At 61.1% G+C, this 17,283-nt stretch carries 13 protein-coding genes and 1 pseudogene; 10 read left to right on the forward strand and 4 right to left on the reverse strand.

Annotated elements, in window-relative coordinates; translation table 11 throughout:
- Positions 1-228: 228 nt before the first annotated feature.
- Positions 229-2,583: a two-partner secretion domain-containing protein gene (locus A3AC_RS0116845; protein ID WP_025600256.1), complete on the forward strand. Its 2,355-nt coding sequence runs from the start codon at positions 229-231 to the stop codon at positions 2,581-2,583.
- A gap of 11 nt (positions 2,584-2,594) precedes the next feature.
- On the opposite strand, the pseudogene A3AC_RS31055 reads toward A3AC_RS0116845, so the two are convergent.
- The 4 genes and pseudogenes from A3AC_RS31055 to mhpT form a co-directional block, all read right to left on the reverse strand.
- Positions 2,595-2,906 (reverse strand): annotated as a pseudogene (locus tag A3AC_RS31055) (MFS transporter); the annotation flags it as partial.
- A 427-nt stretch (positions 2,907-3,333) separates the two neighbouring features.
- Complete coding sequence (locus A3AC_RS0116855; protein ID WP_025600259.1) at positions 3,334-5,043, reverse strand: tannase/feruloyl esterase family alpha/beta hydrolase; 1,710 nt, start codon at positions 5,041-5,043, stop codon at positions 3,334-3,336.
- An 11-nt stretch (positions 5,044-5,054) separates the two neighbouring features.
- Positions 5,055-6,197, reverse strand: a complete 1,143-nt coding sequence (locus A3AC_RS0116860) for a porin (protein ID WP_025600261.1) — start codon at positions 6,195-6,197, stop codon at positions 5,055-5,057.
- Between the two features lie 46 nt (positions 6,198-6,243).
- Complete coding sequence (gene mhpT, locus A3AC_RS0116865) at positions 6,244-7,452, reverse strand: 3-(3-hydroxy-phenyl)propionate transporter MhpT (RefSeq protein WP_051361642.1); 1,209 nt, start codon at positions 7,450-7,452, stop codon at positions 6,244-6,246.
- 387 nt (positions 7,453-7,839) lie between these two features.
- Between mhpT and A3AC_RS0116870 the strand changes: the two genes are divergently transcribed.
- From A3AC_RS0116870 to yfcF, 9 genes are all read left to right on the forward strand, one after another.
- Entirely contained in the window at positions 7,840-8,679 is an 840-nt protein-coding gene (locus tag A3AC_RS0116870) for a p-hydroxycinnamoyl CoA hydratase/lyase (protein WP_025600263.1), read from the forward strand.
- Between the two features lie 22 nt (positions 8,680-8,701).
- Positions 8,702-10,153 carry an aldehyde dehydrogenase gene (locus tag A3AC_RS0116875; protein WP_025600264.1) on the forward strand — a complete coding sequence of 484 codons (1,452 nt, stop codon included), beginning with the start codon at positions 8,702-8,704 and terminating at the stop codon, positions 10,151-10,153.
- A 112-nt stretch (positions 10,154-10,265) separates the two neighbouring features.
- Positions 10,266-12,164, forward strand: a complete 1,899-nt coding sequence (locus A3AC_RS0116880) for a feruloyl-CoA synthase (protein ID WP_025600266.1) — start codon at positions 10,266-10,268, stop codon at positions 12,162-12,164.
- A gap of 74 nt (positions 12,165-12,238) precedes the next feature.
- The gene (locus A3AC_RS0116885) at positions 12,239-12,733 is read left to right on the forward strand and encodes a MarR family transcriptional regulator (RefSeq protein ID WP_025600268.1); all 495 of its coding nucleotides are present in this window, start codon (positions 12,239-12,241) and stop codon (positions 12,731-12,733) included.
- A 390-nt stretch (positions 12,734-13,123) separates the two neighbouring features.
- A complete protein-coding gene (locus A3AC_RS0116890) occupies positions 13,124-13,447 on the forward strand; it encodes a hypothetical protein (protein WP_025600269.1) in 324 nt (107 codons plus the stop codon).
- Positions 13,448-13,584: 137 nt separating this feature from the next.
- Positions 13,585-14,379: a transporter substrate-binding domain-containing protein gene (locus A3AC_RS0116895; protein WP_232231957.1), complete on the forward strand. Its 795-nt coding sequence runs from the start codon at positions 13,585-13,587 to the stop codon at positions 14,377-14,379.
- 154 nt (positions 14,380-14,533) lie between these two features.
- On the forward strand, positions 14,534-14,977 hold the full coding sequence (arsN2, locus tag A3AC_RS0116900; RefSeq protein WP_025600271.1) for an arsenic resistance N-acetyltransferase ArsN2: 444 nt from the start codon (positions 14,534-14,536) through the stop codon (positions 14,975-14,977).
- A gap of 491 nt (positions 14,978-15,468) precedes the next feature.
- Complete coding sequence (locus A3AC_RS0116905; RefSeq protein WP_156924631.1) at positions 15,469-16,032, forward strand: hypothetical protein; 564 nt, start codon at positions 15,469-15,471, stop codon at positions 16,030-16,032.
- A gap of 434 nt (positions 16,033-16,466) precedes the next feature.
- A complete protein-coding gene (gene yfcF / locus A3AC_RS0116910) occupies positions 16,467-17,099 on the forward strand; it encodes a glutathione transferase (RefSeq protein WP_025600273.1) in 633 nt (210 codons plus the stop codon).
- Positions 17,100-17,283 lie beyond the last annotated feature (184 nt).

Here is a 17,283-nt window from a genome sequence, read left to right on the forward strand (position 1 = left end):
GAACACACTGCCCGTCGAGCGGTTTCGAGCCGATTTCGCAAGCGCGTCAAAAGGCCCCACACGAGAAGCGGCCGCAAACGGCGAGTCAAGTAGGCGCAAAAAGCAGAGGTATCGGCATGCATTCGCGATTCCAGCGGCTATTCTTCAGACGCTGCGACTGACGCGTTTCAGGTCGGCTCCCGCGGGTCGTCGTCAGCCATTCCGCGCTCCGCGCGGAAAGGGGGTTGTATGTCAAATCCAAAGCCACCTCGGCCCGCGCTACTACGCGCACCGCGTCGTGGCCAGTCACGCGGACGCCGGTGGCTCGTCATCGGTGGCGCGCTCACCGGACTGTCCTTTACCCAGGCGACGCTCGCGGCGGGCACACTTCCACGAGGCGGCACTTATGTAGCGGGCACGGGCACGATAGCCAGCAACGGGAACGGTCTCGTCATCACCCAACCCGGTTCGACGCGCGGCGTGATCGACTGGGACAGTTTCTCGATCGGCAGGCACAACAGCGTGATGTTCGATAACGGCTCGGGCGCGACGCTGAACCGGGTAACGGGCGGCTCGCCGTCGGCCATTCTCGGCAGGCTCAGTGCAACGGGAAGCCTCTATGTGATCAATCCGCAAGGCATCGTTGTCGGCCCATCGGGCGTGATCAGCACGGGCGGCCGCTTCGTCGCGTCGACGCTCGATGTCTGCAACTGCGCATTCATGACCGGGAGCAGCGCGCTAACATTCTCGGGCGACTCCGCTGCAAGCGTAATCAACCTGGGCAAGGTCAGTTCGAGCGGCGGGGATGTGTTCCTGATCGCCCGGCGTGCCGCCATCAACGCGGGCACTATCACCGCACCCAACGGTACGGCGGAACTGGCTGTCGGCGAGACCGTGCTGCTGCAGGACTCGGCCAGCAGCAAGCAGGTGTTCGTGCAGACGGGCAGTCAGGGCACTGTGGTCAACAAGGGGGCCATCGACGCCGCGCAGGTCAGCCTGCAGGCCGCCGATGGCAACGTGTATGCGCTTGCAGGCGGCGGCACGCGCATCCGCGCGACGGGCACGGCAAGCCGCAACGGCCATGTATGGCTGGTCGCCGACAGCGGCCGCGTCGAGCAGTTCGGCAAGATCGCCGCAAGCAACGCGGACGGCAGCGGCGGAACGGTCGATACACAAGCGGCACAACTGACGTTCGGCAGGCACGCGGTGGTCGATGCAGGCCGGTGGCATCTCTCGACGCCCGCTTTCACCATCGATGATGTCGCAGTGCATGCGTTGCAGCGCAGTCTGAACGCGGGCACTTCGGTCGACGTGACCACGACGGGCGCGAACGGCGCGACGGGCGACCTCAGCGTCGCGTCGAGCCTGCGCTGGTCCGGTCCGGCCTCGCTCACGCTCGCCGCGTACCACGACGTCTCTGTGACGACGGGTACGACCATCGCGAACGCCGGTGCGGGCAACCTGACGTTGCGCGCCGACGCGTCGGGAATTGACAACGGTGGCAGCGTCATCAACAACGGCACGATCGACTGGTCGAAGAGTACGGGCATCGTCAGCGCGCTCTACGATATGAACGGTAGTTACAGCCCCGGCACGCTTGTCGCCAATCCGGTATGGAGCGCACCGCTTTACAGCGGGCTCGTGACACAGATAACTGGTTATCAACTCGTCAATTCGGTCACGGACTTGCAGAACATCCAGAACAATCTGGCCGGCAATTACGCACTCGGCAAGGACATCGATGGGAGCAATTTCGCGTTCGTAACACTCGCTCAGACTCCCTTCCCTGGGGTTCCGATTATGTTCACGGGCCAGTTCACGGGCCAGTTCGACGGTATGTGGCATACGATTTCCAACGTCTTGCCGAGCGATCTCGCGATTTTTGGTGAGATTGGCGCAACCGGTGTCGTGCGCGACGTGAACGTCAACTCGAACGTCAGCCTCACGGCTCCCCCTGAAACCTTACCCCTCGGCGCCGGAATACTGGCCTTCTATAACTACGGAACGATCGCCAACGTCTTCACCTCCGGGGCCTTTGGCACACAGGTCAGCAATTCATACACCGAGATCGCCGGACTTGTCGCTGAGAACGACGGGCTGATCGCGCGCTCGGGCAGCAGCGCAACCCTCCAGGGGGGCAGTGCCGCCGGGCTGGCCCTCACTAACGGAGGCACCATCACCGAGTCATACACAACCGGATCAGTCACCGGATCTGAACGTTCCTTCGTCTCCGCGGGAGGACTCGTGTTGGGCAACGAAAGTGTCATGTACGTGGGACACGGAGGAACGATCATACAAGGAACGATCACTCAGTCTTTCGCGGCGGGTCCCGTGAGTTCGGGCACGACCGGCGGTTCGACCGCGGCCGGCGGCATCTGCGTACCCGCTTGCGGTGGCATCATTGGGAGCGACGTTTACTGGAACGTACAGACAACCGGACAGTCGTCGAGCGGCGGCAACCTGCCAGCGTCGAACGGGCTCACTACGGCCCAGATGAGCGACCCGGCCAGTTTTGTTGGCTGGGACTTCGGGCCGAACGGCGCATGGACGATGCCGCCCGGAGCGACGCACCCTGTTCTGACGTGGCAAGTCATCGGGCACTGAACCTTAGCCACCAGAATGCCGACTTGCTGGTAAGTGGGCAGCAGTCCCATGAGGAACGACGATGCGCCCATTACCGAAACCGTGATGAGCATCAGATTGCGGGCCCAGGGGTCGCCGAGCATTCCGCAAATCACTGCGCCCAGCGGACGAGCGGCCAGCCCCGCCCAGAAGCTCGCCAGCGACGCAAGCAGCGAGGCGGTCGGATCGAGCGACGGAAAGAACAGCTTCGAAAAAATCGTGGCCGCGACGACGACCTACAACGCGAAGTCAAACCATTTCAGCGCCGTGCCGACGGTGGCACCTGCCACCGCGCGACGTGCCATCATGTGATCTTGTGAGGATCGTTCGCCCGCCGCAAGATTTGGGTCTGCGATGACTGACATACGTGTCTCCTCGGTATTTCGTGACGTTCGCTTCTCGCGGCGAACAGATGCTATTGTTTGCGCTGCGAAAGCGGCACGTTCCGCACCGGAACTGCGTTTCATATCACGAAGATCGACAAAAGATGTCGCTCAAGAACGGACTGAGAGTGCTTGATTTCCTTGCGTCGCAAGGCGAAGGCGCGGGGCTCACGAATACCATTGCTGCGTTAAAAGTGTCAGCGGCGAGCCTAATGCAATGCGTCAGCCGCGCCGCAGCGCGGCTATCGGCAAGCTCATTCAGAAACGGCGAGTGACGTTCAGTCAGACTCCACTCGCCGTTTCAGAGTGGCGTAAACTCCTGGACAGCGGTCCCCTGCTCACCAGCTCATCAACTGCAGGCGAAGCTCGACGCGGAGTTGATATCGCCGCCCTTGTAGCGCGCAACCTTGGGATAGGCGCAGAGCGGCCGGGTGCGATTTGCGCCCCAATCAGCCGGCACTTCCGGGTTAGGTATGGCGTTGCTTGCATCACGCGCGGTCGCCACGACGCTATCGGGTGCCTTGCCTTGTTCTACCCACGCAATCATCGGCGTCAGCATGTCGAACTGGTCTGCAGTAGGACCACCCGAGCAGTGGTTCATCCCCGCAACGGTGTACAGGCGCGCGAAGTTGCTCGCGTCGCCGGCGTTAGCCGTCATGAGACGCTGATACCAGTCCGTCGTGTCGCTGGATGAGAAAACCGGGTCGCTCGTGCCGTGATAGACAATCAGCTTCGCGCCCCGGCTTTTCAGTGCCGAAAGATTTGTTTCGTCAGGCGGCGTCATGAACGACCACGACGACTCGCTATAGGCGCCGCTCGTCGCAAAGATCTTTGGCGCGTCGGTGTCCATGCTGAAGTTTAGCGCGTAAGCCGACAACTGACTGAGCACGGATGCGTTTTGCGGCGGTGTGGTAAATGTGAAAGCCGCGGCGCCGGGATCCAGCGTGATGGAATTGCTCTGCTTCCACTGCGCCCAGCCCGAGCCGCTAATGCCAGCGTCGTAGGGGAAGCTTGCATAGAGGGTGGTGCCAGCGCTGTTGCGTGCCCCGGAGAACACATTGCCGAGCGCATCTTTTTGTGCGCTGGTCAGACAAGTGCCATCGCGATTGTTGGCGGAGCAGGTCGGGACATCACGCGCGAGATCGAAGTTCGCCTGACAGGCCTTGATATCATGCACCATGCCATCGGTCGCCCCATCGAGCGCATCGCACTTGGCAATGATGTGCGACGCAACCATTTGCCGCTCTGCCGCCGTCAATCCGGTTGTGATATCGGGGAGACCGCTTGCCGTTGTCGCGGTCGCGACCTTGGCGAACTGTTGCGCGCTCCACATTTCACCGATCGCGGCCTTTGGCAGATGAACACCTGGATCGCCTGCAATGATGCCGTCGTAGTCTGCCGCGTAGCGCGCCGCTGCGACCATCGCGTGGCGGCCGCCGTTCGAGCATCCCTCAAAGTAGCTGCGGTCCGGGCCCTTGCCGTAAGCCGTCTTGATGACCTGCTTGGCCATCGGCGTTAGCTTGGCTACGGCCTGGTAGCCATAGTCGAGCCGTGCCTGTGGATCCAGCCCGAAAAGCGGGTTCTGCGACGATGAATGCCCAGCGTCCGAACTGATGACCGCGAAGCCCATATTGAGCGCATTGTTGAGCGGACCACCGCCACTGATGACGCCTGTGGCTGGCACGACGTTGCCGTCGAGGCCGCCGTTTGCTTGATAGAAGAAGCGCCCGTTCCACGCTAGCGGCAAACGCATTTCAAAGCCGATCGCGTACGTCTTTCCGTCGACGGAGCTTACGCGCTGATTCATCGTGCCTTCGATAACACAATGTTCTGGCACGGCCTTGCCCGCGATGGTCAGCGTGCCCGCGGACACGTCCTTGACTGACGTAAAGGTGGTATTCGCGAAGGCGAGCTTTGCTGCAAGTGCGTCGCACGTGCCCGCGAGACTGGCTGGGCTCGCGGCGCTCAATTGCGGCGGTGATGAGCTTAGATTGTCCGAACTGCCGCCGCATGCCGCTACGGTCGTGCAAACGAGTGCTGCAATCACTGTCTTTTTCACGGAATGCCTCCTTAGAACGAATGCCGTACGCCGATCATCGCGCCGGTCTGTCCGACGCCGGCCGCAGGGGTTGTACCGCCACCGCCGCCGCTCACCGAATAGCGCGCCTTGGCGCTGTTGGCGAGATACGAACCCTGTGCGTAGACGGCCGTGCGCTTCGATAACTGGTAGGTCGTACGCAGCGTTCCCATCGTTGCGCGCGTGTCGTGGTCGCTATTCACGATGCGATAGACCTCGCCATCGACGATGAATGCAGGCGTCACGAAATAGGACGCACCCACGAAAAACAGGTTGGAGCGTGCATCGGGCTGAGCCGGCGAATCCGTAACGACCCGGCGTCCGAGCCAGCCCAATCCGATCCTGGCGCCCGCATACTGCGCATAGGCACTCACATGGGTGCGCGCATCCTTGTCGGCAGCATTGATGAGCGGAGTCGGCGCGACGCCATCAAAGAAGTTGGCGGCGGCCGTTGACCCGCCACGTTGTTCCTCGTACGACGCCGCCGCGCCGAAATGCTGCGAGTCGTATTTGAGCATCACGGACCAGTCGCGGCACTCGATTGCGCGTCCCGGCGCCGAGCCCACGCAGGCCCCCTGTCCCGGCGAGTTACTGCCAGCGGCATCGCGGCCGAACGAATAGCCGGCGCCCAGTGTGACACCGCGATAGGTGCCCACGTATGTCACGCTGTTGTCAGTGCGGGCGTTCGGCACGTAGGCGTCGAGCGAGCCCATGCCGTAAATGTCCGGACCGATAACGTCCGCGTTAATGAGCGCGAGATACGTCATGGTGTACTGCCGTCCGAAGGCGACCGTGCCGTAAGGGCTCTTTACGCCGACATACGCTTGTCGGCCAAACAGTCGTCCGCCCTGGCCGAGGCTTCCATCGCGGATGTTGAAGCCACTTTCCAACGTGAACACGGCGCTATACCCGCCGCCGAGATCTTCCGCGCCGCGCAGCCCCCACCGCGAGGGAAATTCCCCAGTGACAGCCGGCATGCGGAAAACCGCGTTGCCCGCCGCGTTGGCGTGCGACACGTATTCGATGCCCGTATCGACGATCCCGTAGAGCGTAACGCTCGACTGCGCTGCCGCGGTTGCGGCAAAGGCCAGCAACGCGCTGCCGAGGATCACGTTCTTATGTTGACTCGCTTGCATAGTCTCTCCAAACCAATGTGTAGTTGTGGTGTGTAGTTGTGTGGATCTAGTCGGTCGCGCGCGGGCGGCGGATCAGCATTAGAGCCGCGACTGCCGCGATCAAGGTGACAGGAATGCTGGCGCCGATGACGACCGAGGCGCTGCGTCCCATCGCAAGTAATTGCCCTGCGGCAAGCGGGCCGACAACGGAGCCCACGCGTCCTACCGCTACGGCTGCGCCGACGCCGGTGCCTCGCATCGAAGTCGGATAGAAGGCGGCGGAAAGCGCATACAGCACCGACTGCCCGCCGATCACAAACATGCCGGCGAAAAACGCGGAGACGGTGAGCGCCGCAAATCCGGGCGCGATGGAAAGCGCAGCGAGCGACGCGATGATGCCGATGTACATGCCCGACACGACGATGCGGCCGCGCAGGCGGTCCATGAGCATGCCGATAAAGAGTGCGCCGAGACCGCCGCCGATGTTGAAGAAGATTTGGACGAAGCCCACTTCGGAGCGTCCGAGACCCCGTGCGGCCATCAGGGAAGGAAGCCAGTTGAGCAGGAAGTAAAGGACGATCAGCGTGCAGAAATAGCTGACCCAGATTTGCGCCGTCGAAAGGGCGCGCCTTTCGCCGAACAGGACCTGCATGACTGGCTCGGGCTTTCCCATTGCGCCATGGGTAGCGTGACTGAACGCTTTCGACTCGGGCAGGAACGCCAGGAGCAGCGGCACGAGCACGAGCGGTCCGGCACCGCCAACGTAGAAAATATGGCGCCACTCTATGTCGCCCGCACTCACAATGCCGATGACCGATGCGATCACGCCCCCGAACGGAATGCCGCAATACATTACGCTCACCGCCGTGTTGCGCGCTCGGGGCGGCACGGCTTCAGAAGATAGCGCGATCAGATTCGGCAAGGCGCCGCCGAGTCCGATTCCAGTGAGTACGCGAACGACGACCAGCGCGTTGAAGCTCGTGACGAGCGCGGTCGCGATCGACAACAGCCCGAAGATGGCTGCGGAAAGAATCAAAACACGCTTACGGCCGATGCGATCCGCCAGGCGCCCGCCGAACATCGCGCCTGGGAGAAGGCCGAAGGTCCCGGCGCTGAAAGCGAGACCCATCTGCGCAACGGACAGGCCAAACTCGCGCGCCATGCGCGGCGCGGCTACGCCGACCGACTGCAGGTCGAGTCCTTCCAGCAACGCGATGGCGAAACAAAGACCCAGGGTGGCGAGCGCGCCGGTGCTCGCGATGGATCGAATATTCATGCCGTCTCCTGGCAATACTGCTCTGGTGTTTTTCATGTCGGTTGCTCGATCAGTGACATTCGACTGTTAATCAGGTTCCCTGATATCCAATGTAAAAAAACGACCTTTGAGGTCCGTTTGGTTGAATGTGCGTATTTCATATCAGGGCGCCTGATGCGTGCAAGCAAATTGATTTCGGTGAATACCCTATGCACGACGCAATCGCTGGCGCGCATCGCATGACATGCGCGGTCAAGGGTTTTCACCGAGTGCGCGGCGCTTGTTTTATCAGGTTGCTTGATATTAGAATTTGTCTCAGGTTACCTGATATGCAAACTGTCGGACTCGCCGATGGTCGCGATCGGGGAACAACTCACACTTTGCGCCGCAAGGCGCCGGAGAAAAAGCATGGCAAGCTATGAAGGTCGCTGGAAAACCGTTGACGTGAAAGTGGAATCGGGCATCGCCTGGGTGACGTTCAACCGCCCGGAAAAGCGCAATGCAATGAGTCCCACGCTCAACAGCGAGATGATTCAAGTTCTCGAGACGCTCGAACTGGATGCCGACGCGCGCGTGCTCGTGTTGACCGGAGCTGGCGACGCTTGGACCGCAGGCATGGACCTGAAGGAGTATTTCCGAGAAGTGGACGCGGGCCCGGAAATTCTCCAGGAGAAGATCCGTCGCGACGCCTGCCAGTGGCAATGGAAACTCCTGCGCATGTACGCAAAACCGACCATTGCGATGGTGAACGGATGGTGCTTCGGTGGCGGCTTCTCGCCACTTGTTGCGTGTGATCTGGCGATCGCAGCCGACGAAGCAGTCTTCGGGCTTTCTGAAATTAACTGGGGCATTCCGCCGGGGAACCTTGTGAGCAAGGCAATGGCCGACACGGTGGGTCATCGTCAGGCGCTGCATTACATCATGACGGGTGACACTTTCACGGGCCCGGAAGCCGCAGCGATGGGCCTCGTCAACAAGAGCGTACCGCGCGCGCAGTTGCGCGATGAGGTGGTGAAGCTCGCGGCGAAGCTGCTGGAGAAAAATCCGGTGGTACTGCGCGCAGCTAAGCACGGCTTCAAGCGTTCCAGGGAACTGACGTGGGAGCAGAACGAGGACTACCTCTACGCGAAGCTCGATCAGGCGCTGCACCGCGATCCGGAGCAGGGGCGTGCACAAGGCCTGAAGCAGTTCCTCGACGAGAAATCGATCAAGCCGGGTCTGCAGGCATACAAGCGCACGGAACAGTAAGCGCCTTTCAGGAGATAGCACGGTGAACGAAGTGAGCATGTTGATCGGCGGGCAGGACCGCGCCGCATCGAATGGGGCGACGTTCGACCGCCTCGATCCTGTCGCGGGCGTCGTGGCCTCGCGCGCGCCGGCTGCAACGTTTGAAGACGCCGACGCCGCCGTCGAAGCCGCCGATCGCGCATTTCCGGCCTGGTCGGCGCTGACGCCCTCGGAGCGTCGCGCGCGCTTGCTAAAGGCCGCGGATATCATGGATGCACGAACGGGCGACTTCATCGGGGCGGGCATCCCGGAAACGGGCGCGATGGCGAACTGGTACGGCTTCAACGTCCATCTCGCTGCGAACATGCTGCGCGAAGCGGCCGCGATGACCACGCAGATCGACGGCAGCGTGATTCCTGCCGACATGCCTGGCAATCTCGCGCTGGCGGTGCGCCAGCCATGCGGCGTCGTGCTCGGCATCGCGCCCTGGAACGCGCCGGTGATTCTCGGCACGCGCGCCATCGCGATGCCGCTCGCGTGCGGCAATACGGTCGTGCTGAAGGCTTCGGAAGCGTGTCCGGCGGTGCATCGCATGATCGGCACAGTGCTCCAGGAAGCCGGCCTCGGCGACGGCGTCGTCAACGTCGTGACAAACGCGCCCGAGGACGCAGCGGCCATCGTCGAGCGGTTGATCGCGCATCCCGCGGTGCGCCGGGTGAACTTCACGGGATCCACGCACGTCGGGCGGATCATTGCCGTGCATGCGGCGAAACACCTGAAGCCCGCGCTGCTGGAACTCGGTGGGAAGGCGCCCGCGCTCGTGCTCGACGATGCGGATGTCGATGCCGCGGTCGAGGCGATCGCCTTCGGCGCCTTCTTCAATCAAGGACAGATCTGCATGTCCACCGAGCGCATCATCGCGCATCGGAGTATCGCGGATGAGTTGGTCAAGAAGCTGACGGCCAAGGCGCGCACGCTCGTGGCGATGGCGCCGACGGCAACTGAGGCAAAGCTCGGCGCGCTCGTCGATAGGAAAGCTGCGCAGCGCATTGCAGCATTGGTCGAGGATGCCCGCAGCCATGGCGCAAAGATCCGGGCAGGTGGCGCGATTGACGGCGCGATCATGCAGCCGACCATCGTCGATGAAATCACGCGCGACATGAAGCTTTATGCGGAGGAATCGTTTGGACCGGTGGTAACGGTACAGCGCGTCGAAAGCGACGACGAAGCGGTGGCCGTGGCGAATGACAGCGAGTTTGGCCTGTCTGCGGCGGTGTTCAGCCGCGACGTCGCGCGGGCGTTGAACGTCGCGAAGCGCGTCGAATCGGGCATCTGCCATATCAACGGTCCGACCGTGCACGACGAAGCGCAAATGCCTTTTGGCGGCATGAAAGGGAGCGGCTATGGCCGCTTCGGCAGCAAGGCGTCGATCGCGGAATTTACCGATCTGCGTTGGATCACGGTTCAGACGGGCGAGCGGCACTACCCCATCTGATCCAGCGTGCAACGATAAATCAATCCGAAGGAAAGCGCCGCGAAGGCGATAGACCGTATCTGCGCGTCACGCAACGCGCGCAACGATGCCGGGACATTCAGCGGAGACAACAGTGAACTTCGAGCCAACTCAGGAACGAGGCGATGAAGCGCAGGACTGGGCGAAGTTGCCGCACCGGAGGGTGCGCATCGGAAGCTCAAGTATAAGCGTGCGCCATGACGGCGATATTTGCTACATGAGCACGCAGGCGTCACTCGGGAGCTATCCGGAGCGATTCACGGACAGGCTCGTGAGTGGTGCGAAAGCGCATCCTGAGCGCTGGCTCGTAGCGCGCCGCGATGCGAGCGGTGCGTGGACCGGCATCAGCTATGCGCAGATGCTGGAGCGCGCGCGAGCCATCGGCCAGGCGCTGATCGACCGCAAGCTTTCGATCGAGCGGCCCGTGGCAATTCTCTCTGGCAACGATCTGGAACATCTGCAACTCGCGCTCGGCGCAATGTGGGCCGGCGTGCCGTATGCGCCGATCTCGCCGGCGTACTCGCTGGTGTCCAGCGACTACGGCAAGCTACGTCATACTCTGGACTTGCTGAAGCCTGGGCTTGTCTTCGCCGCAGACGGGGATGCATTCGCGGCCGCCATCGATGCGGTAGTGCCGGAAGACGTCGAAGTCGTGTTAGCAGCCGGATCATGCGCGCGGGCATCGTCATCGTTTGCCGATCTGATTGCGACGGCGCCAACCAGCGTCGACGACGCGCAGCGCGCGGTGGGATCGGACACCATCGCGAAGTTTCTGCTCACGTCGGGATCGACGAAGCTGCCGAAGGCGGTGCCGACGACGCACCGCATGCTGTGCAGCAACCAGCAGATGCTGCTCGAGACTTTCCCCGCATTCGCGGACGAACCGCCGGTTCTGGTTGACTGGCTGCCGTGGAATCACACGTTTGGCGGCAGCCATAACGTCGGTATCGCGCTGTATAACGGCGGAACGATTTATATCGATGATGGGAAGCCCGTTCCAGGAAAGTTCGACGAAACGCTACGCAATCTGCGTGAGATCGCGCCGACGATTTTCTTCAACGTGCCGAAGGGATGGGAGGAGCTGACGACTGCGCTCGAAACCGACGCGCAGCTGCGCGAGACATTTTTCTCGCGCGTCAAGGTGTATTTCTTCGCGGGCGCCGGGCTCTCGCAGGCAGCATGGGACCGCCTCGAACAGGTGACGGCGCGCTACTGCGGCGAGCGCATACGGATCATGGCGGGCCTCGGTATGACGGAGACATCGCCGTCGTGCCTGTTCACGACGGGCCCGATCACGCGAGCCGGATACGTGGGTGTGCCAGCTCCCGGCTGTGACGTCAAGCTGGTCCCAGTGGCCGGTAAGCTGGAAGCGCGCTTCCGTGGCCCGCATGTCATGGCCGGTTACTGGCGGATGGCCGGCAGCCAGGGAGCACAGACTTTCGACGAAGAAGGCTACTACTGCAGCGGCGATGCGCTCAAGTTCGTCGATGCGGAGCGGCCAGAGCTGGGTCTCATGTTCGATGGTCGCATCGCGGAGGACTTCAAGCTCAGTTCCGGGACGTTTGTAAGCGTCGGGCCAATGCGTGCCCGTATCATTTCGGAAGGCGCGCCGTACGTCCAGGACGTCGTCATCACCGGGATAAATCGTGACGACGTAGGCGCGCTGGTCTTTCCGAGAATCGACGAAATCCGAAAGCTCGCGGATCTGCCGCCTCACGCCAGTGCAGAAGAAGTCACCGAAGCGCCTGCGGTGCGCGAGTTTTTCGAGACACTGCTGGCCCGCTTGAACCGGGGGGCAACGGGCAGTGCAAACACCATCATTCGCATGCTCTTGCTTTCAACTCCGCCCTCACTTGATCGTGGCGAGATTACCGATAAAGGCTCGATCAATCAGTCGGCGGTGTTGACCCATCGCGCGGCGATCGTCGATGCCTTATACGATCCCAGTCGACCTGGCTCAAAAGTGATGCTCACGAGGGGCATGCGCGATTGAAATTTTACATTGGCCCGGCCGGACGCGCGGACGCGGTAACATTGGCAACTTCTCAAGCCCCGTCAAGCATTGCGATGCCGACCAAAGCGCCAGCAAAAAAAGCCCTCTCGACGATGAAATCCGCCCATGCCGCAGGCGTGCGCAAGACTCAGGCGCGACCGCGCCTCACTTATCTGGTCGGAAGCCTCGACCGCATCCTGCGCCGCAAGATGACCGAGGCGCTGGCCCCTCTCGGACTTTCGCTCGCGCAATTCACAGCCCTGTCCGTGCTCGACGCTCGCGGCGAGGCATCGAACGCGCAGCTCGCGGAAAGGTCCTTCATTACGCCGCAATCGGCTAATGAGGTAATGAGCGTGATGGCCGCGAGAAACTGGATCACCCGCGAGCCGGATCCGAATCACGGGCGCATCGTCGTACTGCGACTGACCGACGAAGGGCGCGGCGTGTTGCGACAGGGCATGAACGTCGTGGGTTCGCTCGAAGATCAGATGCTTAAGGGCATCCGGGCGGCCGACGCGACGCTCGTTCAGAACTGCCTTGAGCTTTTCGCGCGCAATCTGCGCGGCTGACGCGACGGGGTAGAAGTCGTCTCACCGGGGCAGAAAATGAACCGGTCTGGTTTAGCAATTTGACTGGATTCCGAGTTCGACTACCGTTCGGCAGAAGATGACGGGCGGACGGAGACCATCGCCCTTCGGCCGGCGAACTTCACGCGCTCCGGCTGATCAACTGCCACCTAGATGGGCCTGGATTGGCCGGACCGCTCCGTTAGCGGCCCTTGGATGCCCGACGGCGCGGACGTCGGCTGTGGGTCGACACAAGCCTGACGCATCGGACAACTCCCGGCCACTAGCTGTCATTTGACGACAGCCGGGGATTGCTGACAATAGCGTGACTGGCCCGAATTGTTGAGACGTCATATTCGGCAGTCTATCGACGGACGCTCCACAAAGGCACCGATGACTATATCGAAGATTCTCGAACTCTATGCTAGGAGCGGACGATCGCTCCACGATAACGGTTTGCACGAGGCCGCGTTGGGTTTGCCGGAAGCAAGACACGCGTTGGATTTGTTTGCGGGCCAAAAGTGGCTGATTCTTGGCGGGGACGTTTATCGCCCATCTCAAGATGCCCAAGGCCTTGAGCCCGCATATGAAAACTGGTCTTACGAGGGGCGCAACTTCGAAGAGGGGATTGCTCAGGCGCGCAAATTCTTAGATTCATTGAGAGATCCTTCGATGTTCATTGTGTTCGTCGTTGTTGACAGGTCTGCGGCGCAATGAACAGTGCTTTGCGGTCGGGCAGTCGATGAGGACCCGGAAGTAGGATCGATCGCCTCCTACCAACCCTCAGTTTCCCGGGCCGTGGATTGCGTAAGGCGATAGTCGGCCATGAAGCGACATTCGTGCATGTGAGTAAAATCGTCAGCAATCGGCCTCAATGCCCAAGGGACGTTTTCGGTTTGCGAGACAACGCGACGAAGGTGACGATTGCGTACATTGAAGAACCTCCGTTCGGCTGGACCGAAGCGGATGGCGCCGCCGCGGGCGCGGATATCGAGCTGGCGGATACGATACTGCGAGAGATCGGCGTAACCACAATCGCGCATCGCCTGACGACGTTTAGCGAATTGCTACCCGGCGTTCGAGCAGGCCGCTGGGACATGAACGTTCCTCTTTTCGTGACGCCGCATCGTGCCAATACGGTTGCGTTCAGCGTCCCTGTGTGGGGAATTGGCGACGGCTTTCCGGTTCGACCAGGAAACCCTAAAGCGCTCAAAAGTTATTCCTCGATCGCCAAATGTCCTGAGGTGCGCCTCGGCATCATTGCAGGGCAGGTCCAGCATGACTCGGCGGTAGCCTCAGGCGTGACCAGGGAGCAAATCGTTACCTTTGAGCGACAGGCGGATGCGATCGCGGCCGTTCTTTCAGGGGCGATCGACGCGTACGCGAGTACGGCCTTGGGCAATCGGATTGTGGCGAGTCGGATCGGCAGTTCAGTGATCGAGGCCGTAGCACAAGAGCCGGGAACGAGCAGAGGGCGGCGGACGCCTCCGCTGGGAGTGTTTTCGTTCAGTCCGGACAACCGCGATCTTCTAGAAGCTATGAATCAGCGGCTCCGTTCATATCGTGGCTCGCCAGACCATCGCGCTCGCATGGCAAGATTCGGGCTGACTGACAGTGAGATCGATCCGGCTGTCTCGAACGCTAGTTAGGTGGGCGCTCGGCCAGCTTCGGCCGTTCGACACCGCAAGGCAGGTCGTCCACAACTGCAACAAGGTGCAAGATTGCCACCAATGTCAGGAAACCGCCGTCTTGATGCTCAAGGCTCTACGTTCCCCACCCGTCGCCAATATCGAGGGTCATTCCGTGAATGCTTATCTCATTCGTCCAGCGTCTTCTGCCGACTATTGCGCAATACGCATGCTGCTTGAAAACGAAGGTTTGCCAAACGCAGATGTAACGATTGAGCAAGTCCCTCGTTTCTACGTCGCGTGTTTCGCGGACGGGAGCATCGTGGCATGTGCCGCGATCGAGCAATACGGGACAGACGCGCTGCTGCGATCCGTCGCCGTCGCAGACGCTGCACGACGGGACGGGCTTGGTCGGGCACTCGTGGCAACAGTGGAGCGCGATGCGACTGACAGCGGCGTGCGTCGCCTGTACTTGCTGACGACAACGGCAGTCAGTTATTTCGCACGCTTGGGGTATCGGGATTTCGACAGGCAGGCGGCGCCGAGCCAAATCCAGTCTACCTCGCAATTTGCGTCTCTCTGTCCCGCGTCGGCCATATGCATGGCAAAAAGGCTGTAACAGTGCAACAGTGCATGGAGCGTCTCGAATGGCCGGCTTTACGCTGAACGGAGTGTCGCTTCAGGGTCGCCCACAGTCGGCCGACTTTTTTGCGGCGCAGCCGGCGTGGTACGCGGATCATCTGAGGCACAGATCGGTGCTTTCGACCCTTCCAAAACGATCGACGCCGCATTGCGAGCAGTCGAGCCTTGCTAGACCCATCCAGAGTCTCGCCGCCAACGACGCACACATCAATTGAACCGCGCACGTCTGCTGTCGCTTTCTTTCGAGCAGATCCGGCAGGCAACGTTGACACCAATCTATGGCCGATCAGCGATCACGCTCAATCTCCGGGTAGTCAACCACCTGCTGGTACGGCCGTTTCGAATTTTCCCGTCACTGCAGCCAGCGAACGACGATCTCCGCGGATACCGCTCAAGTTCCAGGACTTCGTGCCGATAAAGAACTGTAATTTCACTCAACAGATGCATTTCATCACTCGGAACACCCAAATGCAGAGACGACTGCTCCAGATTTTAATCGTGAGCGCAAGCACAGTTCTTTTCGGTGGATGCGCGGCCACGCTGCAGACTCAGGACCATGCGTCGTCGGGTGAAATAACGTCGGAAACCCGCATCGCCGTGCCGCCTGCTTCGGCCCATACCGTTGTCCTGCGCATGACCGGATCGAAGGTAGCCACGGGCTCGTCCGACTGGCCGCGGGTGCAGACCGAATGGCGGGAAGCGATGGCGGGCGCCTCGAACCCAGCAGGACTGAGCTTCATCGATGAAACCGCGGGATCGGAAATACGGAGCGGCGCCGGCACGATCGTTGATGTCTACGTCGACGACTATCACTTCGTCTCGCAAGGTGCACGGATCGCATTTGGAATCATGACAGGCAATGCCTTCATGCAAGCCAAGGTAACCTTTCGCGATGTGCAGAGCGGCCAGGTATTCGGGGAACGCTCCTATAACACTAAGTCTTCTGCATGGCAGGGCATCTTCGCACCAACTACCGACAGGCAAACCCGCGCCATCGTGGCTGATGTCGTCAAGCAGATAAATCCACATTAGCGCATCGCCTAAGCTTCCGGCCTTCTTAGCGTAACGCTTGTCGGCGACGAGCGGGCGCGAAGTTTGAATGTCCCTTCGCCGCAGACAAACGGACAAGAACGTAGGACGTGTTGACCGGCCGTTACGGGGCGAGAGTGCGCGTTGACGACTGGCTGTTTTCGAGCAGCGAAAAACCAATGGCCGCTTTCCGGCGATGACTGCGGAGGGCCGACTGCCGCATCCCGACCCGTTACGGTCAGACAACTTGCTCCAAACCGGGCAGTCAGCCGATTTCAGGTTTTGCGAACTGGAATGCCAGTAAGCGGCCGTTGGCGACCTTACCCAATCGGCCACAACCGGCCGTTCGACATCACGCCTCAGATCGCTGACAATGCCCAGTCCTCGTCAGGCTCGTTCCATCGAGCCGCTGAGCAACCAATCACCAGGGATGTGTCATGCTTGAGCCCTCGCTTCGTCTATATGCCGATGCACAGTTCGCAAGCCCTTACGCGATGTCGGTGTTCGTAGGGCTTCGGGAGAAACAACTAACATTCGAGCTGCTTGCGGTTGACCTTGGACGCGGCGCTAATCGTAAAGAGAGCTATGCCGTCGAATCGTTGACTCAGCGCGTACCCACGTTAGTACATGGCGATTTCGCGCTGTCCGAGTCATCGGCAATTACCGAGTATCTTGACGATACTTTCCCTGAAACCCTCGTTTATCCCCATGACCGACGTCTCCGGGCTCGGGCGCGCCAACTCCAGGCGTGGCTAAGAAGCGATCTGTTGCCGATTCGTCAGGAGCGCTCGACAGAAGTTGTTTTCTACAAGAAGGAGGCTCCGGCCCTTACAGCCGCAGCGGAGTTGGCAGTGCAAAAGCTGTACTTCGCAGCCGACAGGCTTCTCTCCCAGGATGCATCCAACCTCTTCGGCGATTGGTGTATCGCCGACACGGACTTGGCATTGATGCTAAATCGCCTCGTCATGAATGGCGACGACGTTCCCGCGAAGTTGGCATCATACGCAGCACGTCAATGGGACCGCGAGTCCGTGCAGCAGTGGGCCCAGCTGGTCAGGCCTCCGCTCTGAACGCCGACGCGGGAGCGAGACCTTTTCGCGGGACGGCAGTCGCCCATGCGCAGACGTTCGCAAGAACAGCGTCAACGGCGGTTGTCAGAGTCTTAGCGGACGTTTGATCATCGTCGCGCAGACGTCACACCGGGCGCGAGGCTAACGCGGTTCGGTCGCAATCAAACCGATACGTCTGTTCACG

The organism is Burkholderia sp. WSM2230, assembly GCF_000472445.1.
GTDB lineage: Bacteria > Pseudomonadota > Gammaproteobacteria > Burkholderiales > Burkholderiaceae > Paraburkholderia.